Origin of the sequence: Mycolicibacterium aubagnense, assembly GCF_010730955.1 — a bacterium.
Lineage (GTDB): Bacteria > Actinomycetota > Actinomycetes > Mycobacteriales > Mycobacteriaceae > Mycobacterium > Mycobacterium aubagnense.
On the sequence record NZ_AP022577.1, the window covers coordinates 3,928,906 to 3,954,462 of the forward strand.

At 66.5% G+C, this 25,557-nt stretch carries 26 protein-coding genes, 1 tRNA gene and 1 pseudogene; 12 read left to right on the forward strand and 16 right to left on the reverse strand.

Annotated features, from left to right (window positions below; translation table 11 throughout):
• Positions 1 to 15 precede the first annotated feature (15 nt).
• A complete protein-coding gene (locus G6N59_RS18745; protein WP_138228317.1) occupies positions 16 to 453 on the reverse strand; it encodes an SRPBCC family protein in 438 nt (145 codons plus the stop codon).
• Positions 450 to 782, reverse strand: a complete 333-nt coding sequence (locus G6N59_RS18750; RefSeq protein ID WP_138228318.1) for an ArsR/SmtB family transcription factor — start codon at positions 780 to 782, stop codon at positions 450 to 452. Before G6N59_RS18750 ends, G6N59_RS18745 begins: the two co-directional genes overlap by 4 nt.
• Before the next feature lie 86 nt (positions 783 to 868).
• Here G6N59_RS18750 and G6N59_RS18755 point away from each other — a divergent pair, with 86 nt between their 5' ends.
• On the forward strand, positions 869 to 1,630 hold the full coding sequence (locus tag G6N59_RS18755) for a DUF899 domain-containing protein (RefSeq protein ID WP_138228319.1): 762 nt from the start codon (positions 869 to 871) through the stop codon (positions 1,628 to 1,630).
• 121 nt (positions 1,631 to 1,751) lie between these two features.
• Here the strand turns inward: G6N59_RS18755 and G6N59_RS18760 are convergent, their stop codons facing one another.
• The 4 genes and pseudogenes from G6N59_RS18760 to G6N59_RS18775 form a co-directional block, all read right to left on the reverse strand.
• Entirely contained in the window at positions 1,752 to 2,441 is a 690-nt protein-coding gene (locus tag G6N59_RS18760; RefSeq protein WP_138228320.1) for a TetR/AcrR family transcriptional regulator, read from the reverse strand.
• On the reverse strand, positions 2,434 to 3,525 hold the full coding sequence (locus G6N59_RS18765; RefSeq protein ID WP_138228321.1) for a TIGR03857 family LLM class F420-dependent oxidoreductase: 1,092 nt from the start codon (positions 3,523 to 3,525) through the stop codon (positions 2,434 to 2,436). The genes G6N59_RS18760 and G6N59_RS18765 overlap by 8 nt, the downstream gene beginning before the upstream one ends.
• A 65-nt stretch (positions 3,526 to 3,590) precedes the next feature.
• Entirely contained in the window at positions 3,591 to 3,860 is a 270-nt protein-coding gene (locus tag G6N59_RS18770) for a hypothetical protein (protein WP_138228322.1), read from the reverse strand.
• Positions 3,861 to 3,928: 68 nt separating this feature from the next.
• A pseudogene (locus G6N59_RS18775) lies at positions 3,929 to 4,021 on the reverse strand (sugar O-acetyltransferase); the annotation flags it as partial.
• A 79-nt stretch (positions 4,022 to 4,100) separates the two neighbouring features.
• Between G6N59_RS18775 and G6N59_RS18780 the strand changes: the two are divergent.
• Complete coding sequence (locus tag G6N59_RS18780) at positions 4,101 to 4,349, forward strand: Rv2628 protein family (protein WP_138228323.1); 249 nt, start codon at positions 4,101 to 4,103, stop codon at positions 4,347 to 4,349.
• Positions 4,350 to 4,371: 22 nt separating this feature from the next.
• On the opposite strand, the gene G6N59_RS18785 is transcribed toward G6N59_RS18780, so the two are convergent.
• Positions 4,372 to 4,917 carry a pyridoxamine 5'-phosphate oxidase family protein gene (locus G6N59_RS18785; protein ID WP_138228324.1) on the reverse strand — a complete coding sequence of 182 codons (546 nt, stop codon included), beginning with the start codon at positions 4,915 to 4,917 and terminating at the stop codon, positions 4,372 to 4,374.
• A 147-nt stretch (positions 4,918 to 5,064) separates the two neighbouring features.
• On the opposite strand from G6N59_RS18785, the gene G6N59_RS18790 reads away from it, so the two are divergent.
• Positions 5,065 to 6,798, forward strand: a complete 1,734-nt coding sequence (locus G6N59_RS18790; RefSeq protein ID WP_138228325.1) for an acyl-CoA dehydrogenase family protein — start codon at positions 5,065 to 5,067, stop codon at positions 6,796 to 6,798.
• 6 nt (positions 6,799 to 6,804) lie between these two features.
• Here G6N59_RS18790 and G6N59_RS18795 read toward each other — a convergent pair whose 3' ends face one another.
• The 3 genes from G6N59_RS18795 to G6N59_RS18805 all read right to left on the reverse strand — a co-directional run bounded on the left by G6N59_RS18795 (position 6,805) and on the right by G6N59_RS18805 (position 9,068).
• Entirely contained in the window at positions 6,805 to 8,268 is a 1,464-nt protein-coding gene (locus tag G6N59_RS18795) for a bifunctional phosphatase PAP2/diacylglycerol kinase family protein (RefSeq protein WP_138228326.1), read from the reverse strand.
• A gap of 209 nt (positions 8,269 to 8,477) precedes the next feature.
• Positions 8,478 to 8,762 carry a DUF3761 domain-containing protein gene (locus G6N59_RS18800; RefSeq protein WP_170212336.1) on the reverse strand — a complete coding sequence of 95 codons (285 nt, stop codon included), beginning with the start codon at positions 8,760 to 8,762 and terminating at the stop codon, positions 8,478 to 8,480.
• A gap of 6 nt (positions 8,763 to 8,768) precedes the next feature.
• Positions 8,769 to 9,068: a DUF732 domain-containing protein gene (locus G6N59_RS18805; RefSeq protein ID WP_138228328.1), complete on the reverse strand. Its 300-nt coding sequence runs from the start codon at positions 9,066 to 9,068 to the stop codon at positions 8,769 to 8,771.
• 163 nt (positions 9,069 to 9,231) lie between these two features.
• On the opposite strand from G6N59_RS18805, the gene G6N59_RS18810 reads away from it, so the two are divergent.
• A complete protein-coding gene (locus G6N59_RS18810; RefSeq protein ID WP_163911464.1) occupies positions 9,232 to 9,528 on the forward strand; it encodes a DUF732 domain-containing protein in 297 nt (98 codons plus the stop codon).
• Between the two features lie 158 nt (positions 9,529 to 9,686).
• Here the strand turns inward: G6N59_RS18810 and G6N59_RS18815 are convergent.
• Positions 9,687 to 9,760, reverse strand: a tRNA-Gly gene (locus G6N59_RS18815).
• Between the two features lie 45 nt (positions 9,761 to 9,805).
• Here G6N59_RS18815 and dcd point away from each other — a divergent pair.
• Positions 9,806 to 10,375, forward strand: a complete 570-nt coding sequence (gene dcd, locus G6N59_RS18820; RefSeq protein ID WP_138228330.1) for a dCTP deaminase — start codon at positions 9,806 to 9,808, stop codon at positions 10,373 to 10,375.
• 212 nt (positions 10,376 to 10,587) lie between these two features.
• On the opposite strand, the gene G6N59_RS18825 is transcribed toward dcd, so the two are convergent.
• A complete protein-coding gene (locus tag G6N59_RS18825) occupies positions 10,588 to 11,415 on the reverse strand; it encodes a superoxide dismutase family protein (protein ID WP_138228331.1) in 828 nt (275 codons plus the stop codon).
• A 195-nt stretch (positions 11,416 to 11,610) separates the two neighbouring features.
• On the opposite strand from G6N59_RS18825, the gene G6N59_RS18830 reads away from it, so the two are divergent.
• The 6 genes from G6N59_RS18830 to G6N59_RS18855 all read left to right on the forward strand — a co-directional run bounded on the left by G6N59_RS18830 (position 11,611) and on the right by G6N59_RS18855 (position 18,642).
• Positions 11,611 to 12,921: an ammonium transporter gene (locus tag G6N59_RS18830; protein ID WP_138228332.1), complete on the forward strand. Its 1,311-nt coding sequence runs from the start codon at positions 11,611 to 11,613 to the stop codon at positions 12,919 to 12,921.
• 224 nt (positions 12,922 to 13,145) lie between these two features.
• Positions 13,146 to 14,696, forward strand: a complete 1,551-nt coding sequence (locus tag G6N59_RS18835) for a DUF7159 family protein (protein WP_138228333.1) — start codon at positions 13,146 to 13,148, stop codon at positions 14,694 to 14,696.
• Positions 14,697 to 14,788: 92 nt separating this feature from the next.
• Positions 14,789 to 16,117, forward strand: coding sequence for a UDP-glucose dehydrogenase family protein (locus tag G6N59_RS18840; protein WP_138228334.1), 1,329 nt, complete (start codon positions 14,789 to 14,791; stop codon positions 16,115 to 16,117).
• A gap of 53 nt (positions 16,118 to 16,170) precedes the next feature.
• A complete protein-coding gene (locus G6N59_RS18845) occupies positions 16,171 to 17,493 on the forward strand; it encodes a cytochrome P450 (RefSeq protein ID WP_138228335.1) in 1,323 nt (440 codons plus the stop codon).
• Position 17,494: 1 nt separating this feature from the next.
• Positions 17,495 to 18,244, forward strand: coding sequence for a maleylpyruvate isomerase family mycothiol-dependent enzyme (locus G6N59_RS18850; protein WP_138228336.1), 750 nt, complete (start codon positions 17,495 to 17,497; stop codon positions 18,242 to 18,244).
• 35 nt (positions 18,245 to 18,279) lie between these two features.
• Positions 18,280 to 18,642 (forward strand): nuclear transport factor 2 family protein, encoded by a 363-nt coding sequence (locus tag G6N59_RS18855; RefSeq protein WP_138228337.1) that lies wholly within the window; start codon positions 18,280 to 18,282, stop codon positions 18,640 to 18,642.
• On the opposite strand, the gene G6N59_RS18860 is transcribed toward G6N59_RS18855, so the two are convergent.
• Both G6N59_RS18860 and G6N59_RS18865 read right to left on the reverse strand, forming a co-directional pair.
• Positions 18,620 to 19,843, reverse strand: coding sequence for a YibE/F family protein (locus G6N59_RS18860; protein WP_138228338.1), 1,224 nt, complete (start codon positions 19,841 to 19,843; stop codon positions 18,620 to 18,622). The genes G6N59_RS18855 and G6N59_RS18860 overlap by 23 nt on opposite strands.
• A 10-nt stretch (positions 19,844 to 19,853) precedes the next feature.
• Positions 19,854 to 20,318, reverse strand: a complete 465-nt coding sequence (locus tag G6N59_RS18865; protein WP_163911470.1) for an SRPBCC family protein — start codon at positions 20,316 to 20,318, stop codon at positions 19,854 to 19,856.
• A 36-nt stretch (positions 20,319 to 20,354) separates the two neighbouring features.
• On the opposite strand from G6N59_RS18865, the gene G6N59_RS18870 reads away from it, so the two are divergent.
• The gene (locus tag G6N59_RS18870; protein ID WP_138228340.1) at positions 20,355 to 20,981 is read left to right on the forward strand and encodes a TetR/AcrR family transcriptional regulator; all 627 of its coding nucleotides are present in this window, start codon (positions 20,355 to 20,357) and stop codon (positions 20,979 to 20,981) included.
• 55 nt (positions 20,982 to 21,036) lie between these two features.
• Here the strand turns inward: G6N59_RS18870 and G6N59_RS18875 are convergent, their stop codons facing one another.
• The gene (locus tag G6N59_RS18875) at positions 21,037 to 22,320 is read right to left on the reverse strand and encodes a pyridoxal phosphate-dependent aminotransferase (protein ID WP_138228341.1); all 1,284 of its coding nucleotides are present in this window, start codon (positions 22,318 to 22,320) and stop codon (positions 21,037 to 21,039) included.
• Between the two features lie 114 nt (positions 22,321 to 22,434).
• A complete protein-coding gene (locus G6N59_RS18880) occupies positions 22,435 to 25,410 on the reverse strand; it encodes a heterodisulfide reductase-related iron-sulfur binding cluster (RefSeq protein WP_163911473.1) in 2,976 nt (991 codons plus the stop codon).
• Positions 25,411 to 25,557: the final 147 nt, after the last annotated feature.

Genomic DNA, 25,557 nt, shown 5'->3' on the forward strand with positions numbered 1-25,557 from the left:
GCCTGAACGTGATGCTCAGCGCCCGCGCAGTACCGCTGCCAACTGTTCTGCCGTCAGCGCCCAACCGTTGTGGAAGTTCTCCTGCTCGCGCGCCGGTAGCAGGGAGTGCTCGATCTCCATCAACGTCTCGCCCTCACCGTGAGGCTCGAAGGTGACGTTGACGACGCTGGCCATGGTCGGGTCGGGCCAATTCGAATTGCTCCACGTGAAACGCAACAGGCGCGGTCTGTCGATCTCCAGGAAGTGCCCGATGACCAGGACGAGGGTGCCGGAGTGGTCCACGTCGAACTGCAGCTTGCCGCCGACATGGGGTTCGACGGTGATGGCGACACACCGGTCGGGACGTGGGCACATCCAGTCCGCCAGTGACTCGACGTCCAGCCACTCGCCGAATACCACGTCCGGGACTGCCGGCATGACACGTTGCACACGGACGGTGACGGGCTCCGTCATTGACCATTTCCTTTGCGGCGCAGGCGGTCTGCGAGGGCATCTGCCCGCACCGACCAGAAGTTGGATTGTTCGTTGATCCACTGCTGAGCAATGGTCAACCCGTCGGGACGCAGGGACACCCAGCGTTCGCGGCCGCGGACATCGCGGCGCACCAATCCTGCCGATTCCAGCACGCCGATGTGCCGGGATACGCCGGCGAACGTCATCGGTAGCGGGGCGGCCAGGTCGGTGATGCGCGCGTCGCCTTGCCGCAGCGTCTCCAGTAGCCAGCGGCGCGTTGGATCGGCCAAGGCGGCGTAGGCCCGGTCAAGCACCTCATCTTCAACCATCTTGTTGACTATAGCGACGGATCATGCTCTGCTGGACTACAGACATTCAACAAACTTGTTTAATGATTCTGTAGAGGAGGAACACCATGCAGAAACCAGAAATCGTGTCAGCGGCGGAATGGGATGCCGCGTGGCAAAAGATGCTCGTCGCGGAGAAGGAGTGGACCCGGCAGCGGGACCAGCTGGCGGCGATGCGCCGCCGTATGCCGTGGACGCCGGTCACCAAGGAGTACACGTTCGCCGGCCCCGACGGCGAGCTGAGCCTGGCCGAATTGTTCGACGGGCGCAGGCAACTCGTCGTCTATCGGGCGTTCTTCGAGGAGGGGGTCAAGGGTTGGCCCCAACACGCCTGCCGTGGCTGCTCGATGATCGCCGACAACGTGGGCCATGTGGCACATGTGAACGCGCGCGACACCACGCTAGCCTTTGCGTCGCGCGCCCCGCAGCCCGACATCGCGCGGATGACAGCCCGGATGGGGTGGAAGATGCCCTGGTACACCATCACCGACGACTTCGACCTCGACTTCGGCGTGCACGAGTGGCACGGCACCAACGCCTTCATTCGCGACGGTGATGCGGTCTTCCGTACCTACTTCATCAACAGTCGCGGCGATGAGGCGCTGGGTACGTCGTGGAGCTACCTCGACATGACGGCACTGGGGCGGCAGGAGACCTGGGAGGACTCGCCACCGGGGTACCCGCAGGACGCGGCCTACGAGTGGTGGGACTGGCACGACACCTACGGCGAGCACCGGCCCTCCCGCTGGTTCGGCGACCCCGATCCCACCAAGCCCGACGACCCCCGTCCGCCGCGCGTAGAAGGGTGCGCCTCCTGTGAAGTCCGATGATCCGTGGGAACCTGCGTGCTCGACTGCCCATTCCTGTTCGGTCCGGCTACCGCGGATTTCGTTGAGTGACAGTTAGTTCCGGTCGGCCAGACCCAGCTCGACCAACCGGGTGGCTTTGTCGCTACGGCCGCGGCCGGGTCAGCAACGCCACCACAGCGTCGGTCAGCGCCGCGCGGGCGACGTCCAGATCCGAGGTGAAACCGATCTGCCGTTCGTTGCTGAGACCGCGGATTGCGGCAGGAAGCAGGCACCGCACGCGGTGCAACTGCTCCGGGTCGACGTCGATCCCTGCCATCAGATAATCGAAACCCTGAATCCAGTCGAGCTCACGCGCCGCGAAAGCCGCTGCGGTGCCCGGATATTCGGCGGCGATATCGGACCGTCGTGCCGGTAGCGAGGTCCGCAGTGCGGTGAGGGCCCGTCCCTCGGTGGTGTCCAGGTACTGCCAGACCGAGTTGATGGCTCCTTCCACCCGTTCCCGCAACGTGCCGTGCCGTGGCGTGTCAGGACCGGAAGCCCAACTACGGGAATGGATTTCGGTGATGACTGCCACCCAGAGGCCGTCGAGGTCGGCGAACTGATGCTGCACCGTGCCCCAGGTGACGCCGGCGTCTTTGGCGATGCGGTTGGCCGACACCGGCTCGCCACCGCTGTCGGCCAGGCGCCGGATGGCGACGTCGAGCAGGCGTGCCCGGGTTTCCAGGCCCCGTTTGTTCAGCTTGGTACCGGCGCCCGACTCGGTAACGATCGCCTGCCACTGCTGGTGGGCGAGGGTCGCCTGCGGCGAGTTGCGGGCCGCGGGCTCAGACAAATCGACCTGGGTTCGCGGCGACCGCGCGGTGCAGCGTCGGCCGGTTGGCGCGGTAGGCCTCGACCACGGGCGCCAGTTCGTGCGGGCTGGCTCCGTGCATGATCACCGAGTGCACGCCCAGATCATACTGGCGGGCAATAGTTTTCGCGCAGTCCTGCGGTGAGCCCTTGGCGACGGCGTCCAGCCATTCGGTCGGGATGAGCTCCGCGATCCGTTGCAGCGTCTCCAACGACGCACTGGCGTCGATGGGTCCTGCGGTGGCTGCATCGGTGAACAGTTCGGACTGCCGGATGCGGTCCCACGTGGCCCGATCCCAGCCGTTGGCCGAGACCAGCACGTCGGGGTAGGCCTGCAGGTAGGTCGCCAGCCGGCCGACCCCGCGCCGGATCTGGTCGTCCTCGGACAGCGCATCGGGGACGGTCGCCAGGCACGCCCAGATGCGGACGCTGTCCGGGTCCCTGCCCGCCTTCTCGGCGCCCCGGCGCACTGCGGCCACAGAATTCGTCGTCGCCTCGTCGGAGAAAAAGGTATGCAGCACAACGAAGTCCGCGATCTCGCCGGCCAACTGCATGGTCTTCGGGCCGACAGCCACCAAGCCGATCGGCGGTCCGTCCGCCAGGCCGCTGACGTGGCGCAGCATTGGCCATTTCCCGGCCGGGCCGTCGTGATCGAGGATCATCTCGCCGGCCCAGAGGCGACGCAGGATGCCGAAAAAGTCGCGCAGCCGTGCTTCGGTCACCACCGGCAGCCCGATCGCCTGCCAGTACGGCCCCATGCCGCGGCCGAACGCCATGGCGAACCGGCCTTCGGTCAGCGCGTGCATCGTCGACCCGATGGTCGCCGTGACGGTGGGGTGCCGGGTGTGGTGATTGGTCGACGGGGCGATACCCAGAGTCGTGCTGGCACCCGCCACCGCACCGCTGAGCACGCCGGCGTCCTTCACGGTGAAGCGCTCACCGATGTGGCACGAGCCCAACCCGAGCGCTTCGGCGTCCCGGGCCTCGGGCAGCACCACCCGCGCGTCGGCGGGATGCCGAGTGACGGCGTAGTAGCCGAGCTCGTTGAGCTGGTCCTGCGTGCTCATGGGCGCCTTTCGTCAGAGACGCTTAGCACTGTTAATCAAATCGGATGAATTGTCAATGAAGGTTCTCAATAACTTGGGTTCGGCGCATCTGCCGAAATGCCCGTCGCGTCGATGCTGGGGAACCGGGCATGCAAGCGCTCGATCAGGAACCTCGCCTCATCGAGGTCCTGGCGGAGCTCGCGGGCGCGCCGCCGCATTGACCGCGCCCGCTCCGACCAAGCCGTCGCGTCAGGCAGGGATTCCACCCGGGACAACTTGGACGCCAGGTCCCACGCATGTCTACGCAGCTCTGCGCGCAGCGCCCGAGCTTGTGCCACGTCGGCATTTTCAGTCACGCCGCACATATTTACACCACCGTAGATTGGTGGGGCGGTATTTGATTAGTTTGGCTTCGAAACGTGGCCTACAGCTCGCGGATCACCCGTGCCGGTGAGCCGACGGGGAGGACGCGCGGCGGGAGGTCGCGCGTGACGATGGAACCGGCGCCGACGACGGTGTGCGTGCGCCGATGGTCGTCGGGTATCCGTAGCTGCACTGGCCGTGAACCTTCTTGACACCCGCTGCGTGTAATTGGCATGAGCATCATCGACTTCCGCCGCCGGCGCTCCGCAACGCCGACCTTCGTGGTGGTCGACCGTCTGCACGGCCGGCGTGCCGAAGAGGTGCCGGGGGAACGGATTGCCGCGACGGTGTCGAACTGGCTCGCCGAACTGGGTGTGGAGACGCCGCTGATCGATGCGCTGGAATCGGCTGCACAGAACCAGGATTGGCCGACCGTCTACGCTCTTGGGGAGCGGTTGTCGGTCGACGTCATGGTTGCGTAGCCGAAACTGTAAGCGCTGCTTGTCAATCCAGCGCGAGCTTCGTCGGCGCACCGTCGATACTCGAGAGGTTCTTCTGCTGCCAGTACTCGGCGACGCCCTCTGGCCCTTTCTTCTCGCCCCAGGTGTCGAGGAGGACGCGCTCCGACTCGAGCGACATGAGGGGGACGCCGAAGCCGCACGAGGTCTGGACGAGGTCGACGGTCACGTCATAGATTTGACGTGCGCTGATGTGGGGTGGGAACTGGCTGTAGAGCTCCGCCCAATCCGCGTCACCAGGCGCGACCTCGCGGGCGGTGCCGTAGAGCCGCAGGATGAGGGGCTCGCGGTCGAACGAACAGAACATCAGCGTCATCCGCGGGTTGTCGAGCAGGTGTGCCGAGGTCTCGTTGCCGCTGCCGGTGAGGTTCAGCCAGGCCACGCGGTTCGGCCCGAGAACGCGCAGAGAGTCCAAGCCCTTCGGGGACAGGTTCACCCGGCCGTCGCGCGCTGCCGTGGCCACGAAGTACATGCTCTGCGCGGCAATGAAGGTGCGGAACCTGTCAGTGATCTCGGGGAACTGCTTGGCCATACGGGCATGCTTGCACGGTGGTGAGGGGAGGGTCGAGCAAGTTTTCAGATGCCGGGACGGCGGGGCGCCGGCGACAATGCGAAACGGCGGTCACGTGGTCGTCTGCGCGCTAGATTCGGTGCCAAATCCGGACCGAAGAAGGTGCCCATGCCGAACTCTCGCCGACTCTTGCTCAACCCGAACGAATTCGACCCCGAGCAATTCGATCCGGAGACCCGGCGCCAGTTGCGCGCGTTGATCGCCTGGTTCGAGGAGCGCGGCAAGGTCCGATTGCTGCAGGACGACCTGGACGCGACCTGGGTCACCGACTTTCTCGACTTCATCAAGCGCGAGCGCGTTTTCGCGACGTTCCTGACGCCGTCGGAGTTCGCCGACGGCGACCCGAACAAGCGCTGGGACACGTCGCGCAATGCCGTGCTGAGCGAGATCCTCGGCTTCTACGGGCTGGCGTACTGGTACGCCGAGCAGGTCACCATCCTCGGCCTCGGCCCGATCTGGCAGAGCGACAACATCAAGGCCAAAGAGCGGGCCGCCGCCCAGCTCGAAGCGGGCGGTGTCATGGCGTTCGCGCTGTCCGAACGCGAACATGGCGCCGACATCTACAACACCGACATGCTGCTGACGCCCACGTCCGACGAGGGCGTGGTGTTCCGGGCATCGGGGGAGAAGTACTACATCGGGAACGGCAACGTGGCGGGCATGGTGTCGGTGTTCTCGCGGCGCACCGACGTCGACGGGCCCGACGGCTACGTGTGGTTCGTCGCGGACAGCGGTCACCCGAACTACCAACTGATCGACAACGTGGTGCACGGCCAGATGTTCGTCAGCACGTTCCGGCTCAACGACTACCCGGTGCATCAGGAGGACATTCTGTGCACGGGACCCGAGGCGTTCTCGGCGGCGCTGAACACCGTCAACGTCGGCAAGTTCAATTTGTGCAGTGGCTCGATCGGGATGTGTGAGCACGCGTTCTACGAGGCGATCACCCACGCGAACAATCGAATTCTCTACGGCAACCCGGTCACCGACTTTCCGCATGTGCGCGCCTCGTTCGTCGACGTCTATGCCCGGTTGGTCGCGATGAAGCTGTTCAGCGATCGCGCCATCGACTACTTCCGCACTGCGAGCCTCGACGACCGCCGGTACTTGCTGTTCAACCCGGTGACCAAATCCAAGGTCACCTCCGAGGGTGAGCGAGTTGTTACCTTATTGTGGGATGTGCTGGCCGCCAAAGGTTTTGAGAAGAACACGTACTTCAGCGAGGTGAGCCGCCTGATCGGCGCGCTGCCCCGGCTGGAGGGCACGGTGCACGTGAACGTCGCGCAAATCCTGAAGTTCATGCCGAATTACATGTTCAACCCGGCGAGCTACCCGCAGATCGGCACCCGCGACGACGCGGCCGACGACGTGTTCTTCTGGGCGCAGGGGCCGGCGCGCGGTGCGTCCAAAGTGCAGTTCGCGGACTGGGCGCCGGTGTACGAGCGCAACCTCACGGTGCCGAACGTGGCCCGGTTCTACGAACAGGTGTTGGCGTTCAAGGACTTACTCGTGAAGGCGGCACCCGACGCCGACCAGCAACGCGACCTCGACTTCGTTCTGGTTATCGGGCACCTGTTCACCCTGGTCGTCTACGGTCAGTTGATCCTCGAACAGGCCGAACTGACCGGGCTCGACCGCGACTTGCTGGACCAGATCTTCGACGTCCAGATCCGCGACTTCTCGTCGTATGCGGTTGCGCTGCACGGCAAGCCGAGTTCGACGGTGGCGCAACAGGAGTGGGCCTTGTCGGCGATCCGAAAGCCCGTTGCCGATGCGGGCCGCTTCGATCGGGTCTGGGAACAGGTGGCGTCCTATGACGGGGTTTACGAGATGCGGCCGTAGTGGCGATCAAGGTAGGGGACGGAACACCGGCAGCGCCCGGTACCGCACGCTGAAACTGGCTTCGCACAGCGCCTCACCGACTTCACCGTCATGGGCCACGGTTGTTGGCCCGTCGACGGAGACAAAGCGGAACTCGGGTACCTGCAACTCGTGATAGAGCGGGCTGCGTTCGAGCCGGCCCAACGCGACGGCCGTCGCGATGCGCAGCCGGCTGAACCGCCGGCCCGTCTCCAGGATCTGCACGTCGATCAGCCCGTCGTCCAGACGGGGCCGCACCGACGGGGCGAACCCGGACGGGAGGTATGTCGAATTGCCCAGGAAGAAGAGCTCCGTCTGAAGTGTCTTGTCGTCGTAGCGGATTCGCACCGGAGCTTCCCGGCGCAGCATCAGATAGAGCGCGCACATACCGGCCAGGCGCTTGCCCATCCGGCGTTCCAGTTTCTCGCGCATCCGCACGTAGTTCGGGTAGGCGCCGATGCTGGCGGTGTTGATCACCATGCGTTCCTCGTTGAGGCACACCAGGTCGACGTAGGCCGCGGTACCTTCCGTGATCGCCTCGACGGTCCGAGCGACCGAATCGCAGCCGATGTCCTTGGCGAAGTGGTTGAACGTGCCGCCGGGGAAGACCGCGAGTGGGACGCCCTTCTCGACGGCGATGCCCGCCGCGCACGCCACCGTGCCGTCGCCGCCACCCACCGCGAGTACCTCGGTACGTGCCGCGGTTTCCCGCAGCACGGTCTGGATATCATCATCGTCGTAGAGCTCGATGATCTCCATGTGTGGCAACGCTTTTCGGGCTTCATCGACGATCCGCTTGCCTGTGCCATCGCCGGACGCCGGGTTGATCACGAGAGCCACACCGGCACCGTCCGGTCGGGGCTCGGTGTGGAACCGCAGCGGCTCGGACTTTGGCGGCCTGGCAGCGGGGACGGTGGGGACGACGCGGGCGCCCAGGACTGCGATGGCGGCACCGATGCCGAATCCGGCGAACACGTCACCGGGGTAGTGCGCCCCGGTGGCGACCCGCGACAAGCCCACCAGGCCGGCGAGCAGGGCCAGCGGCAGGCCGGCCGCTGGGGACTCCAGGCCGACGCCCACCGCGAACGCCGCGGCGCTGGCCGAGTGGCCCGACGGCAGGGAATTCGAGGTGGGGACGCGCTTCGTCTGCCGGATGAGCGGTATCAGACTGCGGTCCGGCCGTGGCCGCCGCCAGATCCGTTTGGCCAGCTGGTTGGTCACGAGGCTCGTCACCGCGAGACTGAGGACGCCGCGCGCCGCGCCCCGCCGCACCGACTGGCTGCCCAGCGCACCCATGGCGGCGGCGATGGCGAACCACAACTTGGAATGGTCCGCGGCCCTGGTCAGCCGGGGCATCGTGGTGTCCAACAGTGGACTCGGTGACTCGGCTATGGCTTCGAAGACCTCACGGTCCAACGTGCCCAGGCCTTTACCGATCGCGCGCAGGTCCATGGGGCCCAAAGTATCCACTGTGAGGGGTATTCAATCTTTGTGGAGCCGATGACGGGAATCGAACCCGCGTTTTCGGCTTGGGTCCTACGTGGATGCCGGGGCTTGTGATTGTTCGTTAATGTGTTGTGCCACCATAAAACTGGTATATCCGGCCGCGGCCGGGTGGGTCCACTACGCGTCACCGACGTTCTTACGGCGAGTATCGCGGCCTAGCCGAATGGTCCCCACTGTGCGACTCCGCCGTGATGTGAACAGGTGCCCGAGTGGTTCATGCTGTGTGAGTAAGACCCGTCCCGACAAATCGCGGTTACGCCCGGCGGGATCGCGCCGCCGGTTGTGGTCGGCGGCGTCGGGTCTTGTACGCATACACCGCTCACGTTCAGGTAGTCGCCGCCGGGGCATGCGTTTGCGATCGGCGCGGCAGCGAGCGGGATACCGGACAATGCGAGCGCCAAAACGTATGCGTACAGCGGCAAAGGACGCATGGCACGCATCGGGGATTAGAACGGTGACTTGGTGGGGCAGTAAGCCCGCATTCCGTCCGTCATCACGTAGCCAGCCTGGGCTGGCGACAATCCTCGGGCTTCAATTCCCAGCATCAATCCGACTACGCCCGGCGTCCCATAGGTGTCACACGCAGCGTGGGCGTCAGCGATCAATTGCCCGGCATCGGCGTCCGCAGGAATGCCACGGGCGGCCAGCGCCGCAAGATACTTCGCGTCCGGGCCGTCGTCAGCAGATGCCATCGGCGCCCACACGAATCCCACTATCGCCGCAGCGGTGATTATCCGAGTGAACATATCCGGAGGCTACAACCGGATTACGTCCCAAGCCGACGCTTTCAGCAATCGGATTGACGCACGCAGCAATATTTGCGCCGTTTTTGCCCCGGCTGATCGAACACGGCGATACCTTCGAACTACTTAGTTTTCCTCTACGGGTGAGGGGTTTGCTATGAGATGTGTGGCATTTCTGATGGCATCCGTGCTGGCGGCTGCGACTGTGGTCCCGGCCCGCGCGGACGACGGCACGCAGGACGAGGCTTTTCTACTCACCTTGCAGAACTACCGAATCCACATGAGTCGAGACGAAGCATTCGCGCTGGGAGCCTCGGTATGCGTCGTGATGGATGAAGGCGCAAATCTGGAGTCGGTCGGCGTGCAGTTGATGAAGATGCACCCCGACTGGACGTTGGACGATGCGGGGCACTTCGCTGGGGCGGCAATCCAGAGGTACTGCCCTAGTCACATGCCAGCGTGAGGCCACATATGCCCGAGTGCGGGGGACATACAGCTTGTTGCTGAGTGCAGGCAAATACACGGCGGGCTGGCTGCAGGCGCATATACGGTAAGTGCGGTATTGAGACCCAAATTGGCCGCCGCCGGTAGGCCGAAAAAATGCTCAGAAATGCAAGTTCGTGGAGCCGATGACGGGAATCGAACCCGCGTATTCAGCTTGGGAAGCTGATGTTCTGCCATTGAACTACATCGGCATGGTGCCGCTGCAGGATATCAAGCCGGACCGATAGGCTCCCCACGTGCTCCTCTCTGACCGCGATCTCCGGGCCGAAATCGGTGCTGGACGCCTCGGCATCGACCCGTTCGATGACGCCATGGTGCAGCCCTCCAGCGTCGACGTCCGCCTGGACAGCCTGTTCCGGGTGTTCAACAACACTCGCTACACGCACATCGACCCAGCGCAGCAGCAGGACGAGCTGACCACGCTGGTCGAGCCCGACGAAGGCGAGCCCTTCGTCCTTCATCCCGGCGAATTCGTGCTGGGCTCGACACTCGAAACCTGCACGCTCCCAGATGATTTGGCGGGTCGACTCGAAGGCAAGAGTTCATTGGGCCGGCTGGGCCTGCTGACGCACTCGACCGCGGGCTTCATCGACCCCGGCTTCTCCGGGCACATCACGCTGGAGCTGTCGAACGTCGCCAACCTGCCGATCACCCTGTGGCCCGGCATGAAGATCGGCCAGCTGTGCCTGCTCCGCCTGACCAGCCCGGCCGAGCACCCCTACGGCAGCGACAAGGTCGGCTCCAAGTACCAGGGCCAGCGCGGACCGACGCCCTCGCGCTCCTACCTCAACTTCGCCAAGCCCTGACCCGGCTCGTTGCGCCAGGTGTTCAGGGTCAACGCTCCTGGGCGTCTTGCTGCCGTTGACGCTGTAACGAGGGCGCCCGCTACCCGCACTTTTGTGCCCCCGGTACAGGGTCAACGCTCCCGGGCGGCCCACTGCCGTTGACCCTGAACCTAGGGCACTCACTACTCGCACTTCTGCGCCCTGACTACAGGCTCAACGCAAACCCCACAGCATCAGCCACCCGGCATCGGGTTCATCGGCCCGACCGGGCTGGTGGACATCGTGGTCGTGGTCGTCGGCACCGTGGTTGAAGTAGTGGTCGTGGTGCTGCTCGATGGAGTAGTAGAAGTCGACGTTGACGTCGAAGTCGTCGTAGTCACCGGCGGCGCCACCGGCACGGCCGTCGTCTGAGTGACCGTCGCGGTCGACGTCGACGTCGAGGCAGACGAAGAAGAACCAGCAGGCGCCAACACCGCACACGCCACCCGACCGCCCGCGTCACCGGTCGCCAACGTCTCGGCATCGGGACCCGGCGCGCCGTCGTGCGTGTACCGCGGCGGGATGTTGGCGAAGTTGTCCGGGCTCTGATGGATGATCAGTGCGCTGCCCTCGGGCCCCTTCAAAGCCGCTTCGGTGAGCGCATCGGTGGTCGCCACGACCTTGCCGCTGCCGTCCGCGCGGACGTTCAACGGCGTCAGATCGCCGCTCGCGGGATGCCCGGTGTGCCCGGCGACCTGCAGATGGCCGCCGGCGGACGTGAAGTCGCCCTCGCATTTGCCCACGGAATGGATGTGCATGCCGTGGCTGCCGGGGGCGAGGATGCCGCCGCCGGTGGTTTCGACGGTGACTGTCGCGTAGCCGTCAGAGAAGTCGATCGAGGCGTTCGCGACGGGCCGCCCGTCGGACGTCTTCAGCACGACGTTGAGTGCTGACGGATTGGGCTGCGACCAGGTTGTTGGCGGCGTCGAGCTCGACGGCGCGTTCCGATTGGAATTGCACGCAGCCAGCACAAAAACGGGTGCGGTGAGCAGGGCAGCAGCTGCAGTTGTGCGCTTCAACATCCCAGCCGCATACCCGGAACCACCACTGCTTAATCGCCGGTTGTTTCACGCGAAACCAAACTCATGTGCCACAACCGCCACCTCCGCGCCACGGGAAGTCCCTTGTGAGGCTGGTGTAACACGTCGGAAACGCAGTCGCCGCGAGCTGGAAACTCCGCCGATACATCCTCGTCAAGATTGTCGAAGGAGTCCCACGTGCAAGGCATCGATCCCGCCGCCACCGCCTGGCTGCTCGCCAGCACCGCCCTGGTCCTGCTGATGACCCCGGGCCTGGCCATTTTCTACGGCGGCATGGTCCGCACGACCGGCGTGCTCAACATGATCATGATGAGCTTCATCTCGATTCCGCTGGTCACGGTCGCGTGGCTGCTGGTCGGGTACACCCTCGCGTTCTCGAACGGCGACGGCTTCCTCGGCAACCTCGAACACTTCGGCATGCTCGGCATCGGCCCCAGCACCACCCACGGCGCCGTGCCGGAGCTGCTGTTCGCCACCTTCCAGCTGACCTTCGCGATCATCACCGCCGCCCTCATCAGCGGCGCCATCGCCGACCGCGCCAAGTTCTCGGCGTGGATGGTCTTCGTCCCGATCTGGGCGATCGCCGTCTACAGCGTCATCGCGCACTGGGTCTGGGGTCCGGACGGCTGGCTCGCCAAGATGGGTGCCCTCGACTACGCGGGCGGCCTCGTCGTCGAAATCGCGTCGGGCGCCTCGGCGCTGGCGCTGGCCATCGTGCTGGGCCCGCGCATCGGCTTCAAGCAGGACGCCATGCGTCCGCACAACCTGCCGTTCGTGCTGCTCGGCGTCGGCCTGCTGTGGTTCGGCTGGTTCGGCTTCAACGCCGGCTCGGCGCTGGCCGCCAACGGCACCGCCGCCGCGATCTTCCTGAACACCCTGGTCGCCGGCTGTCTGGGCATGCTCGGCTGGCTCACGGTCGAGCAGGTGCGTGACGGCAAGCCGACGACGTTCGGTGCGGCGTCCGGCGTCGTCGCCGGTCTGGTCGCGATCACGCCGTCCTGCGGCACCGTCAACACCCTGGGCGCGCTCATCGTCGGGCTGCTGGCCGGCGTGATCTGCTCGTTCGCGGTCGGCCTGAAGTTCAAGCTCAACTACGACGACTCACTGGACGTCGTCGGCGTGCACTTCGTCGGCGGTGTGGTCGGCGTGGTGCTGATCGGCCTGCTGGCCACCGACGTGATGACCGGCGGCGCCCGCGGCCTCTTCTACGGCGGCGGATTCACCCAGCTCGGCAAGCAGCTGCTGGCGATGGCCGTGGTCGCGGCCTATGCCTTCGCCGCCACGTTTGTGCTGGGCAAGATCATCGACAAGGTGATGGGTTTCCGGGTCAGCGCCGAAGACGAAACTGCCGGCGTCGACTTCACCCAGCACGCGGAAACCGCCTACGCCGAGGGTGTCCACGGCCACCTGGGCCACCGTCGGCCCGCTAACGCCAGCTCATTGACCGATCTGCTGAGGCAGCCGCGGCCGGGGGTCGAAGAGGCCTGAAAACTGCTTAGGTCACCTACGCCAAAGCCGGGTAGGGTTGAACTACCGGCATTGGCGGGACTCTGTCTGCCAGCGCCGCGGCCAGAACTGCATCGCGCCTATTGAGCTGCGGGAAATCGGTAACGACTCCGCGGCTGGACACGATGAAGTTTCTAGTTGTGGCCTGTACGGCGGGGGATTCTCGGTGTCGGCCTAGATAGCGTAGCGAACACATTGGAGGGTCCGTGGACATCGTTCTGGGTGTGTCTATGACGCCAACCACGGTACGTATGGCGCTGGTTGAGGGTGAAAAGGCCGACGGCGAGATCGTCGACCACGATATTTTCCATACGCAGACGGCAGATGATTCAGCAACGCCGGTTGAGCAGGTTGTCAGCGCCATCCTGGGCACTCGGGAGAGCGCCGAGGAGGGCGCCCACCACCTGAAGTCGGTGGGTGTCGCCTGGAGCGACCACGACGCTGCCGCGCGGTTGCGCGACGCGTTGGACGCCGCCGGCGTCAAGGACGTCATGATGGTCTCCGAGCTGCACGCCGCAGGGTCGCTGGCCCAGGCCGCCGGCCAGGCTGTCGGCTACTCGAGCACCGGTCTGCTGTTCGTGGATCGTGACACCGCGACCATGTCGGTTGTCGAACCTGATGGCGCCATCTCCAAGGTGCTCAGCCGCAGTCTGCACAGCACCGACGCCATGGCCGTGCTCGGCGAGATGGCGGCAGCTGTCGCCGACGCGGACACGTCGCCGCAAGGCATGTTCGTCGTCGGAGCCGGCGTCGACGTCACCGCGGTGCGGGCGCACCTGGCCGAGCTGCTCGACATCCCGGTGAACGCCCCGGGCGATGCCGATCTGGCACTCGCTCGTGGTGCGGCCCTCGCCTCGGCCAACGCGCCGATGTTCGACGCCGCCACCGCCGGCCTCGCCTATTCGGCCGCGCCGGGTGGTGCGGCTGCCGCGGCTCCGCTCGCGGCCCCATTGCTGACGGCCGACGAGTTCGGTTTCGACGAGCTCGGCGACGCCCCGGTGGTCGCCGACCAGGGCCGCAAACCCTTCCTCCTGGTCGGTAGTGCGCTCACCTCGATCTTCGTCGTCGGTGTTGTGGCCCTTGCTATTTCGCTTGCGGTGAGCATCCGGCCGACGGTCGATCAACGGCCCGCGCCCGCGCAGGCCGCGATCGTGCCCAGCGCTCCGATTGCCGCACCCGTACCCCCGCCGGCTGCGGTCCCTCCGCCCGCGCCCGCCGCCGCGGTTCCCGCGCCGGCTCCGGAAGTCCAGGCCCCCGCTCCGCATCAGGTCGAAGCGCCGCAGGTGGTCAAGGAATCGGCGCCGCAGGTGCACGTGCCGGCTCCTGCCCCGGAAGCCCCGGCCCCCGCCCCTGCGCCTGTCCCGGTGTCGATGCCTGACGTGCCCGCCGCTCCCGTGGTGCCGCCGCCGGCCGCGGTACCTGACCCGGCTCCCGCGGTGCTGCCGCCGCCGGTGATCGCGATCCCTGGGCCGCAGCCGCCTGCCTGGAACCCGTGGGCACCGCGTCCTCGCCAGCCCCAGTGGATTTCGACCGATCCGGGCAACAGCTACCCGGACTACCCGAGTCGGGGCGGCCGTGGACCCAACGACGGTTACCCCGGCGACTACCCAGGTAACGGTTACCCCGGCAACCAGTACCCGGGCCAGTACCCGGGCGGCTCCAACGGTTACCCCGGCGACTACCCGGGCAACGGCAACGGAAAGAAGCCGAAGCAGAAGCCGCAGAACTGCTTCCTCATCTTCTGCGCGCCCAGCTGACGGCTTCGCGGCAGGCTGTTTGTCACCTGCCGTTGGCCTGACGCTCAGTGTCGCGTAGCACCGCGCTCATCAGGGCTGCCTATCAAGGCAGTATGAGATGCACTGTGTTCGGTACCGGCTACCTCGGGGCGACGCATGCCGCCGGCATGGCGGAGCTCGGCCATGAGGTCCTCGGCGTCGACATCGACCCCGGCAAGATCGCGAAGCTGGCGTCCGGTGACATCCCGTTCTACGAGCCCGGGCTGCGAAAGCTGCTGCGCGACAACATCGAGGCGGGACGGCTGCACTTCACCACCGACTATGACGAGGCCGCCGAGTTCGGCGACGTGCATTTTCTCGGTGTGGGCACCCCGCAGAAGAAGGGGGAGTACGGCGCCGACCTGCGGCACGTGCGCTCTGTCATCGACACCCTGGTCCCGCGGCTGCGCCGGTCGGCGGTGATCGTCGGCAAGTCCACGGTTCCGGTCGGCACCGCTGCCGAGCTCGGGGTGCGAGCCCGCGAGCTGGCGCCGGTCGGCGTCGACGTCGAGGTGGCCTGGAACCCGGAGTTCCTGCGCGAAGGCTTCGCCGTCAAGGACACGCTGCACCCCGACCGCATCGTGCTTGGCGTGCAGCCGGATTCGAAGCGCGCCGAAGCGGCGGTACGTGAGCTGTATGCGCGGATCCTGGAACGCGGCGTGCCGTTCCTGCTCACCGACCTGCAGACCGCGGAACTGGTCAAGGTCTCCGCGAATGCTTTTCTGGCCACCAAGATTTCGTTCATCAACGCCATCGCCGAGGTGTGCGAAGCGGCCAACGCCGACGTCACCGTCCTGGCCGACGCATTGGGCCACGACCCCCGCATCGGCCGACGATTCCTCAACGCGGGCTTGGGATTTGGCGGTGGCTGCCTGCCCAAGGACATCCGCGCCTTCATGGCCCGAGCCGGCGAGCTGGGTGCTGACCCCGCGCTGACCTTCCTGCGTGAAGTGGACAGCATCAATATGCGCCGGCGCACCCGCATGGTGGAACTGACCACCAAGGCGTGCCGCGGGACGCTGTTGGGCGCCAACATCGCGGTGCTGGGTGCGGCGTTCAAGCCTGAGTCCGACGACGTGCGCGACTCGCCCGCCCTGAACGTGGCGGGGATGCTGCAGCTCAACGGCGCTGCCGTCAACGTCTACGACCCCAAGGCCATGGACAACTCGCGACGGGTTTTCCCGACGCTGAACTACTCGACGTCCGTCATCGAGGCCTGCGACCGCGCCGACGCCGTGCTGGTCCTGACCGAGTGGCAGGAGTTCCTGGACCTCGACCCCGAGCAGTTGGCGGCCACCGTGCGCGCGAAAGTGATTGTCGACGGTCGCAATTGCCTCGACGTCGCGAAGTGGCAGGCTGCGGGCTGGCGGATGTACGCGCTGGGCCGCAATCTGACCGCCTGATTTCCGACTGCAGTATGTAGCCGCCGCCATCGGGCGTGCTTAAGCTCGGCTTTATGACGCTCAGGCAACGTCTCAACTGGTTCGCGCTGCACGCCGTCATCCGCCAGCTCGCCGGTTACGGCGCGCGGCACGGCGACCTCCAGGGCCGACTCATCGCCGACCCGTCGGTACGGGCCGACCCGGGCGCGTTCGCCGACGAACTGCGCAGCCGTGGCCGGATGTACCGCGGTCGCGCGGCCTGGATCACTGCGGATCACGCTCTGGTGCACCAGATTCTGCGTTCGGACGACTTCACCGTCACCCAGATCGGCGGCACGCTGCCCGGTGTTCTCGGCTGGCTGGAGGGCAAGACCACCGTCAAAGGCCGGTTGCATCCGCTGCTGCCGCCGTCGCTGCTGTCGGTCGACGGAGAGCAGCACACGCGCTACCGCAAGACCGTCTCGTCAGTGTTCACCACGCGGGCCGTCGCGGCGCTGCGGGAACGGGTGCAGCAGGCCGCAACGGGACTCATCGATGAGCTGGCATCGGCGCAGAACGGTCCTGCGGTCGACGTCGTACAGGGCTACTGTTCGCAGCTGCCCGTGACGGTGATCGCCGACATCCTGGGGGTGCCCGAGCACGACCGGTCGCGCATCCTCGAATTCGGCGAGTTGGCCGCGCCCAGCCTGGACATCGGGCTCACGTGGCAGCAGTACCTCAGCGTGGAAGGCGGATTGGACGGCTTCAACAGCTGGCTGAGCGACCACCTCCGCGCGCTGCAGGACAACCCCGGCGACGACCTCATGAGCCAGCTGATCGCGGCCAGTGACGGTGGTACCCGGCTCAATGACGAAGAGCTGCGCGCGACCGCCGGGCTGGTTTTGGCGGCGGGCTTCGAGACCACCGTGAACCTGCTGGGCAATGGCATCCGCATGCTGCTGCAGCACCCTGAACAACTGGCACTGGTGATGGCGCAGCCCGACCTGTGGCCCAATGCGGTCGAGGAGATCCTGCGGCTGGATTCGCCGGTTCAGCTCTCGGCACGTATCGCGAAAGTCGACGTCGACGTCGCCGGGTACCACGTGTTGGCCGGCCAGCCCGTCATCCTCTACCTTGCCGGCGCCAACCGGGACCCGGCCGTCTTCCCTGATCCGCACCGCTTCGACGTCACCCGCGACAACGCCGGCAAGCATCATTCGTTCTCCGGTGGACGGCATTTCTGCCTCGGCGCCGCACTGGCCCGGTCCGAGGGCGAAGTGGGCTTGCGGACGTTCTTCGAGCGGTTCCCCGACGCGCAACTCGCGGGGCCCGGCACGCGGCGCGACACCAGGGTGCTCCGCGGTTGGGCGGCATTGCCGATCGCACTCGGGCAGGCGCGCGCAGCGGTACCGTCGTGAAATGGCCTTCCGCACAGCCCTGATCGAGGAAACCGCCGCCTTCGGCAACATCATCCGCACTGCTGATCTCGATACCGAGGTGCCGACCTGTCCGGGGTGGACGCTCAAGCAACTGCTCAAGCACGTCGGACGTGGTAACCGCTGGTGTGCCCAGATCGTCGCCGACCACATGAAAGAGCCACTCGATCCCCGCGAGGTGCGGGACGGGAAACCGCCCGAGGACCTCGACGGTGCCATCGACTGGCTGAACGCCGGTGCGCAAGCGCTGATCGATGCCGTCGAGCATGTCGGGTCGGACGCGAAGGTGTGGACGTTCATGGGCCAGAAGCCTGCGGGGTGGTGGATTCGGCGCCGGGTCCACGAGCAGACGGTGCACCGCGCCGATGCTGTTCTGGCGCTCGGCCTTCCGTTCATCCTGGATCCGGAGTTGGCGGCCGACGGGGTGACGGAGACATTGGAGCGCGTGGCGATGATGGCGGCTGCCGCGGACCCGCCGCTGGAGCGCGGGCGGTCGTTGCACCTGCACGCTGCGGAGTCGGAGCTGGGCCCGACGGGCGAGTGGCTGGTGGTCAACGACGAGGACGGCCTGGGCTGGTCACACCAGCACGCGAAAGGCGATGCGGCGGTGCGTGGTCCGGTGACCGGGTTGCTGCTGGCGGCCAATCGCCGGCAGACGGCCGAGGAGGCCGGCCTGGACGTGATCGGCGATGCGGTCGTGTGGCAGCGCTGGGTGGATCACTCGGCTTTCTGAGGCTCGCCCGCCGACGATGAAGTAGCGTCTAAATCATGACGACTTCGGAGATCGCGACGGTCCTGGCGTGGATCGACGCCCTCAACGACAGAGACTTGGACACGTTGGACAAGCTGTCCAGCGGGGATATCGAGATCGGTGACGCGAACGGGGCCACCCAAGGCCGGAATGCGTTGCGGGCCTGGGCAACCGATCTCGATGAGAAGGCCACGGCCGGGCGGATGTACGTGCACGACGGTGTCGTGGTGGTTGAGCAGACCATCACCGGCGGCGGCGCCGACCGTCAGGTCGCGACGGCCTTCCGGGTGGTCCACGACCACGTCACCTCGGCGTTCCGGCACGAGGACCTGGCGTCGGCGCTCGCGGCGACGGAGCTCATCGAGTCGGACGCGGTGTAGCCAGCACCGCCGCGATGGCGGTGGTCAGTGGAACCGACAGCGCCAGCGCAATGCCACCGACCGCCGACCGCGCGATCTCGATGGCCACGCTCTCGCTGGTCAGCACGTCGCCCAGCGACCGGTTGGCCACACTGAACAACAACAGCAGCGGGAGCGCGCTGCCCGCGTAAGCCAGCACCAACGTGTAGACGGTGCTGGCGATGTGGTCGCGCCCCACGCGCATGGCGCCGGTGAAGATGGCCCGCCGGGACGCGCCATGTTCGGCCAGTTCGAAGGCTGTCGACGCCTGCGTGACGGTGACGTCGTTGAGCACACCCAGTGAGCCGATGATGAAGCCGGCGAGCAGCAGGCCGGTGATCGACACCGACCCCATGTAGGCCGCGATCTCGTTGTTCTGGTCTTCCGACAGCCCGGTGAGGTGCGCCAATTCGATTGCCGCCCAAGACAACACCGCTGACAGGAGCAGTGAGCTCAACGTACCGAGCAGGGCGGCGCTGGTCCGCAGGCTGACCCCGTGCGCCAGGTAGATCACCGCGTACAGGATCACCGACGACGCGACGAGGGCCACCGGGATGGCCGGGCCACCGTCGCGCAGGGCGGGCAGCAGAAACACCGTCAGCACCACGAATGCGACGGCGATACCGACCAGGGCCCGCAGCCCGCGCCAGCGCGCCACCGCGACAACCACCACGGCGAAGACGGCAGCCAACGCGGTCAGCGGCCAGGTGCGCTCGAAGTCGAAGAAGGCGTAGGTGGTGGTGCCGGAGTCGTCGACCTGGCGCGTCACCCGGATGTGATCACCGGCGGCCAGATGTGGCTGGCCCGGGCCGGTGCTGAACTCCAGCAGGGTATTGGCGCCGGAGTTCGGGCCGGAGTCGATCCCAATCAACGACTGCACACACGTACCCCCACCGGGCGGTGCCGTGACCGGCGCCGAGGTCAGTACCGCGCCGACCGACGGGCTGCCGCAGTTGTTCATCCCGGTCGACACCACGTGCCCGGCTTCGGTACTGACGGCGCCGCCGTGGGCGTTCTGGAACGGCAGCGGGATGTCGACGGCCTTGCCGTGCGGCCACAGGAGCACGGCGCCGATCACGGTGGCCAGCCCGATCACCGCCAGCAGCCCGACGACGATCTTCGCTGCCAGGGGGCTCAGCGGCGCAGGGCCGGAACTGTGCGAATGGGTATGCGAGTGCGCCACCCGAGCCAGCCTAGGGGGTCGGCCTGAGAGCATCCCGCCGCTCGGCCTCGATTGCCAGCTTGGCGGACAACGTGGCCAGCACGTACTTGACCACGGCGCGGTAGCCCAGACCGACGACCCGCCAACGACTTTCGAAGGTCCCGCGCCAGTCGATCCGCGTGCCGCCCGGCTCGGGGGTGAATGTCACCTGTGCCCGGTAGTTCCGCACCGGCGTCTTCGAGATGATGGCGTAGCCGTGCCGTCGCCCGGGTTCGTGGATGGTCGTCTGTTCTCGGGTGGGGAACCGCGGCGTACCGACGGCGCGAATGGCGCCGACACCGCCGTCGTCGTCGGGTCCGCGGGTTTCCCAGGCCGAGTACGTGATCAGTGGACGTGCCCACTCCGACCAGCGGGACCCGTCTGCCACGACGTCGAACAGCGTGCTCGGCGTGGCCTGCGCATGGCGGGTGACCAGGACCTCGTAGTGGCGTGTCATGTTGACCAAGCTAATAGAACGGTGTTCCATTAAGCAATGGATCTGCCGGATTCCCCAGTGGCGCTGACTTTTGCGCGGGCGCGCAGCCAGCAGCAGCGGGAGGATCGCGTGCGGCAGCTGGCCCAGGCGACCCGGGCTCTGCTCAAGGCCACCCCCGCCGGCGAGCTCACGATCGGGGAGATCGCGACCGCGGCGGGCCTGGCCAAATCCGGCGTGCTGCGCTACGCCGGGTCCCGCGAGGCACTCCTGCTCCTGGTGATGTATCACGAGCACCTGGGCTGGCTGGATGACTTGGACGCGCACCTCGCCGATGAACGGCGCAGTGTGGCAAAGGCTTTGGCGCATACGCTCGCCCGGCGACCGGTGTTGTGTGATCTGATCAGTGCCACCCCGGTGCTGATGAACCGGCTGAGGCCGGACGCGGCCGAGGTCGTGCGCACTCAGGCGCGCGACATCGAAGAGCGCCTGCGCGAGACCCTCAAGCCCCGGCTGCCGTTGGACCAGCAGCGCCTGGTGCTGCTGACGGCGGCGATCCACGCGTTCGTCGGCTCGGTATGGGGTTGGGCCGCAATCGATTCCGACAAGCAGCCCGAACCCGGTACCGAACTCGAAACCACCCTCGCCGCGCTGCTGCGGACCTTCATCGTTGGCCTGACGCAGTGATTTGTGCACGATTTTCCGCGGCAAGCGCGGAAAATCGTGCACAAATCACGAGGGACTACTGGCGGTAGCTTGCCAAGAAGTTGCCCAACCGCTCGATGGCCTTGGACAGATCGCGGGCCCACGGCAGCGTCACGATGCGCAGGTGATCCGGTGTGGGCCAGTTGAATCCAGTGCCCTGGGTGAGCAGGATCTTCTCCTGCAGCAGCAGGTCCAGGACCAGCTGTTCGTCGTCCCGGATCTCGTGCACTTCGGGGTCCAGCCGCGGGAACGCGTACAGCGCGCCCTCGGGCTTGACGCAGGACACGCCAGGAATCTCGTTCAGCTTGTTCCACGCGACGTCACGCTGCTCCAGCAGCCGGCCGCCGGGCAGGATCAGGTCCTCGATGCTCTGGTGTCCACCGAGTGCCACCTGAATGGCATGCTGCGCAGGCACATTCGGGCACAGCCGCATGTTGGACAGCAGGCTGATGCCCTCGATGAAGCTGGACGCGTGCTCCTTGGGGCCGGTGATGGCAAGCCAGCCGGAGCGGTAGCCCGCCACGCGGTAGGCCTTGGACAGGCCGTTGAACGTCAGGCACAGCATGTCCGGGGCCACCGACGCCATGGGGATGTGCTTGGCGTCGTCGTAGAGGATCTTGTCGTAGATCTCGTCGGCCAGCAGCAGCAGCTGGTGCTTGCGCGCCAGGTTCGCGATGGACTCCAGGGTCTCGCGGCTGTAGACCGCGCCGGTGGGGTTGTTCGGGTTGATCACGACGATCGCCTTGGTGCGGTCGGTGATCTTCGACTCCAGGTCGGCGATATCGGGGTTCCAGCCCTGCGTCTCGTCGCACAGGTAGTGCACCGGGGTGCCGCCGGCCAGCGCCGTCGACGCCGTCCACAGGGGATAGTCCGGCGCCGGGATCAGTACCTGGTCGCCGTTGTCGAGCAGCGCCTGCAACGTCATGGTGATGAGCTCGGAGACGCCGTTGCCCAAGAAGACGTCGTCGACATCGAACCGGGGGAAGCCCTCGACGAGTTCGTAGCGGGTGACCACCGCACGACGCGCGGACACGATGCCCTTGGAGTCCGAGTAGCCCTGGGCGTAGGGGAGGGCGGCGATCATGTCGCGCATGATCACGTCCGGCGCCTCGAAGCCGAACGGCGCGGGGTTACCGATGTTGAGCTTGAGGATGCGGTGACCCTCGGCCTCGAGCCGAGAGGCCTGCTCGTGTACCGGGCCACGGATTTCGTAGAGGACGTCCTGCAGCTTGGTCGACTGCGCAAACGTCCGCTGATTACGCGGATGGCCGCCATGCCATGTGCGGTCAGCGGGTACCTGGTGGGTGGTCACGGTTTCCATGCTCTCATCGGTGTCGAATTCTTTTGCCGATCTGCGATCGGCGCCACATATGCCAATGGCCAGCTACGACGCTCCTGGGGCGGGTCGTAGCTGGCCATTGCGGCGTACTTCGCGTTACCGCTTACCGGGGCGCCGTGCGCCTGGCTTCATGCCCAGTCCGACGACCGGCGGTTCCGGCTTGGCCTCGGCCGCCGGGGCCGGTTCGACCGCAGTCGAGGCAGGCTCGGTGGCGGTCGATGCCGGCTCAGCAGCCGCAGGAGCAGCCGGTGCTGCTGCCGGAGCAGCGGCCTTCTTGGCGCCGGGACGACGCGCACCCGCAGCCAGGCCGAGCCCGACGACGGGAGCCGCAGGCGCGGCCGGTGCGGCCGGTGCCTCGGCGGCGGGAGCAGCCTCAGCAGCAGGAGCCGGGGCAGTAGCGGCGGCCGGAGCGGCAGCCTTCTTGGCACCCGGACGCTTGGCGCCCGCGGCCAGACCCAGACCGTTGGCAGCAGCGGCCGGGGCGGCTGCCGGAGCGGCGGCCTCAGCAGCAGGTGCAGCCGGAGCGGCGGCCTTCTTGGCACCCGGACGCTTGGCGCCGGCAGCCAGACCCAAACCGCCCGCCGGGGCGGCGGCCTCAGCAGCAGGTGCAGCCGGTGCGGCAGCCTTCTTGGCGCCGGGGCGTTTGGCGGCCATGCCGAGGCCGGTGACCGGCTTGGCGGCGGCGCCGCCGGCGGCGGCGGGGGCGGTCGGGGCGGCGGGTGCCTCGGCCGCGGGAGCGGCTTCAGCGACAGGTTCCGGAGCCGGAGCGGGCTTGGGGGCTTCCTTGGCCTTCTTCTCCGCCAGCGCCGCGGAAGCCTTTGCCGCCGTGCCCTTGGCGGGCAGCGTCACCGTGCTGGTGTCGAGCGAGTTCAGCAGCAGCTGAGCGACGTCGAGCACCTCGGTTTTGTCGATGCTGCGGGTGGCTGCCACGTCATCGACGCCGTCGCTCATCATGACGCGGCAGAACGGGCAGCCGGTCGCGATCGCGGAGGCGCCGGTGTCGACGGCCTCTTCGGCGCGCTCGGTGTTGATGCGTTTGCCGATGTGCTCTTCCATCCACATGCGGGCGCCACCGGCACCACAGCACAGGCCACGGTCGGCGTGCCGGGGCATCTCGGTGAGCGTCGCGCCGGCCGCGCCGACCAGCTCACGCGGGGCCTCGTACTCCTTGTTGTGCCGGCCCAGGAAGCACGGGTCGTGATAGGTGACCTCTTGGCTGGCGCTGGAGACGGGGATCAGTTTTTTGTCCCGCACCAGCCGGTTGAGCAGCTGGGTGTGGTGCACCACGGTGTAGTTCGCGCCGAGTTGCGGGTATTCGCGGCCGATGGTGTTGAAGCAGTGCGGGCAGGTGACCACGATCTTGCGTTTGGCCGCATCGACCCCGTCGAACAGCTCGTTGATGGTTTCGACGTTCTGCGCGGCGAGCTGCTGGAACAGGAACTCGTTGCCGGCGCGGCGGGCCGAATCCCCGGTACAGGTTTCCCCGGTGCCCAGCACCAGGAACTTCACCCCGGCGGTGGCGAGCAGTTCAGCGACGGCCTTGGTGGTCTTTTTGGCGCGGTCCTCATACGCCCCGGCGCAGCCCACCCAGAACAGGTACTCGAACCCCTCGAAACTGTCCACGTCTTGGCCGTAGACCGGGATGTCGAAGTCCAGCTCGTCGATCCAGGTGGTGCGTTCTTTGGCGTTCTGGCCCCAGGGGTTGCCCTTGAGTTCGAGGTTCTTGAACAGCACACCGAGCTCGCCGGGGAATTCGGATTCGACCATGACCTGGTAGCGGCGCATGTCCACGATGTGATCGATGTGCTCGATGTCCACCGGGCACTGCTCCACACACGCCCCGCAGTTGGTGCAGGACCACAACACATCAGGATCGATGACGCCGCCCTGCTCGGCGGTGCCGACCAGCGGGCGCAGCGCCTGCTCGGGCCCGGACCCTTCGATGCGGGCGAAACCGTCCTCGGGCACCCCGTGCCCGTGCAGGCTGTCGCCGAGGGTGGCGAAGTCGACCGAGCCGGCGTCGGGCATCGGTTTGCCTTCGATGATGTACGGCGCCTTGGCGAACAGGTGATCGCGCAGGTTCATCATGACGAGCTTGGGGGACAACGGTTTTCCGGTGTTCCAGGCCGGGCACTGGGACTGGCAGCGGCCGCACTCGGTGCAGGTCGACATGTCCAGGTTGGCTTTCCAGGTGAAGTCCTCGATGCGGCCGCGGCCGAACACCGCGTCCTCGGCCGGGTCGTCGAAGTCGATCGGCTCGCCCTGGTATTCCATCGGCAGCAGCGGGCCCAGACCATCGGGCAGGCGCTTGAAGGTGACGTTGATCGGGGCCAGCCCGATGTGCAGGTGCTTGGAATGCAGCACGATCAGCAGGAACACCAGCATCACCCCGATGTGGGCGAGCAGGGCGATGGTCTCGATCCACACGTTGGCGGTGTGCCCCAGCGGGGCCAGCAGCGCGGCCATGCCGTCGGAGAAGAACGCGCCGTTCTGGTACGGGAAATGCTCGCCGAGCACGTTCACGGCGGCGCCGCGGAAGATCGCGTAGGTCAAGATGACCAGGAAGATCATGATCAGGATCTCCCACGCGCCACCGTTGTGCGAGCCGTAGAACCGGGACTCACGACCAATAGTGTCCGGGTTCTTGGTCAGGCGGATGATCGCGAACACGATGATGCCGGCCAGCACGGCCAGGGCGAAGAAGTCCTGCAGGAAACCCAGCACCGCCCAATGCCCCACGAACGGGATGGCGAACTTCGGATCGAACAGGACCCCATAAGCCTCCAGGTACACCGACGCGAGGACGAAAAAGCCCCACATGGTGAAGAAGTGCGCGATACCGGGGATCGACCACTTCAGCAGCTTCGACTGCGCGAACACTTCCTTGTTCTGATTCAGGAAGCGGCGGGCCAGATCGTCTTTACGGCCACGCTCATCACCGAGCTTCTGCCCCGAGCTGATCAGCTTGGTCAACCACAGGACACGCTTAGCCGCGAACCCCAGGACCACGACCGTTGCCAACAGCCCGATGACCAGTCTGGCCACGTCGAGCGTGTGTTCGAGATTCTCCACCGCGCCTCTCCCAGTTATGTAGCTACCGGCCGGTAACTTATTGAGGTTACTAGCCGGTAACTTAAGCTAGATGCCTGCTCATAGTCGCATCCTGGGCAGAACGATCGCTAGCAAGGCTGTCCTAACTTGGGCTGCGGTTACGCGGCG

Bases quoted from the DNA above. Each gene is read 5' to 3' on its own strand.
- G6N59_RS18870 (WP_138228340.1), top strand. From the start codon at position 20,355: ATGGATCTGCCGGATTCCCCAGTGGCGCTGACTTTTGCGCGGGCGCGC.
- G6N59_RS18875 (WP_138228341.1), bottom strand. From the start codon at position 22,320: ATGGAAACCGTGACCACCCACCAGGTACCCGCTGACCGCACATGGCAT.
- G6N59_RS18805 (WP_138228328.1), bottom strand. From the start codon at position 9,068: ATGTTCACTCGGATAATCACCGCTGCGGCGATAGTGGGATTCGTGTGG.
- G6N59_RS18765 (WP_138228321.1), bottom strand. From the start codon at position 3,525: ATGAGCACGCAGGACCAGCTCAACGAGCTCGGCTACTACGCCGTCACT.
- G6N59_RS18795 (WP_138228326.1), bottom strand. From the start codon at position 8,268: ATGGACCTGCGCGCGATCGGTAAAGGCCTGGGCACGTTGGACCGTGAG.
- G6N59_RS18855 (WP_138228337.1), top strand. From the start codon at position 18,280: ATGACGACTTCGGAGATCGCGACGGTCCTGGCGTGGATCGACGCCCTC.
- G6N59_RS18850 (WP_138228336.1), top strand. From the start codon at position 17,495: ATGGCCTTCCGCACAGCCCTGATCGAGGAAACCGCCGCCTTCGGCAAC.
- G6N59_RS18840 (WP_138228334.1), top strand. From the start codon at position 14,789: ATGAGATGCACTGTGTTCGGTACCGGCTACCTCGGGGCGACGCATGCC.
- G6N59_RS18785 (WP_138228324.1), bottom strand. From the start codon at position 4,917: ATGGCCAAGCAGTTCCCCGAGATCACTGACAGGTTCCGCACCTTCATT.
- G6N59_RS18845 (WP_138228335.1), top strand. From the start codon at position 16,171: ATGACGCTCAGGCAACGTCTCAACTGGTTCGCGCTGCACGCCGTCATC.
- G6N59_RS18800 (WP_170212336.1), bottom strand. From the start codon at position 8,762: ATGCGTGCCATGCGTCCTTTGCCGCTGTACGCATACGTTTTGGCGCTC.
- G6N59_RS18865 (WP_163911470.1), bottom strand. From the start codon at position 20,318: ATGACACGCCACTACGAGGTCCTGGTCACCCGCCATGCGCAGGCCACG.
- G6N59_RS18750 (WP_138228318.1), bottom strand. From the start codon at position 782: ATGGTTGAAGATGAGGTGCTTGACCGGGCCTACGCCGCCTTGGCCGAT.
- G6N59_RS18745 (WP_138228317.1), bottom strand. From the start codon at position 453: ATGACGGAGCCCGTCACCGTCCGTGTGCAACGTGTCATGCCGGCAGTC.
- G6N59_RS18825 (WP_138228331.1), bottom strand. From the start codon at position 11,415: ATGTTGAAGCGCACAACTGCAGCTGCTGCCCTGCTCACCGCACCCGTT.
- G6N59_RS18780 (WP_138228323.1), top strand. From the start codon at position 4,101: ATGAGCATCATCGACTTCCGCCGCCGGCGCTCCGCAACGCCGACCTTC.
- G6N59_RS18790 (WP_138228325.1), top strand. From the start codon at position 5,065: ATGCCGAACTCTCGCCGACTCTTGCTCAACCCGAACGAATTCGACCCC.
- G6N59_RS18755 (WP_138228319.1), top strand. From the start codon at position 869: ATGCAGAAACCAGAAATCGTGTCAGCGGCGGAATGGGATGCCGCGTGG.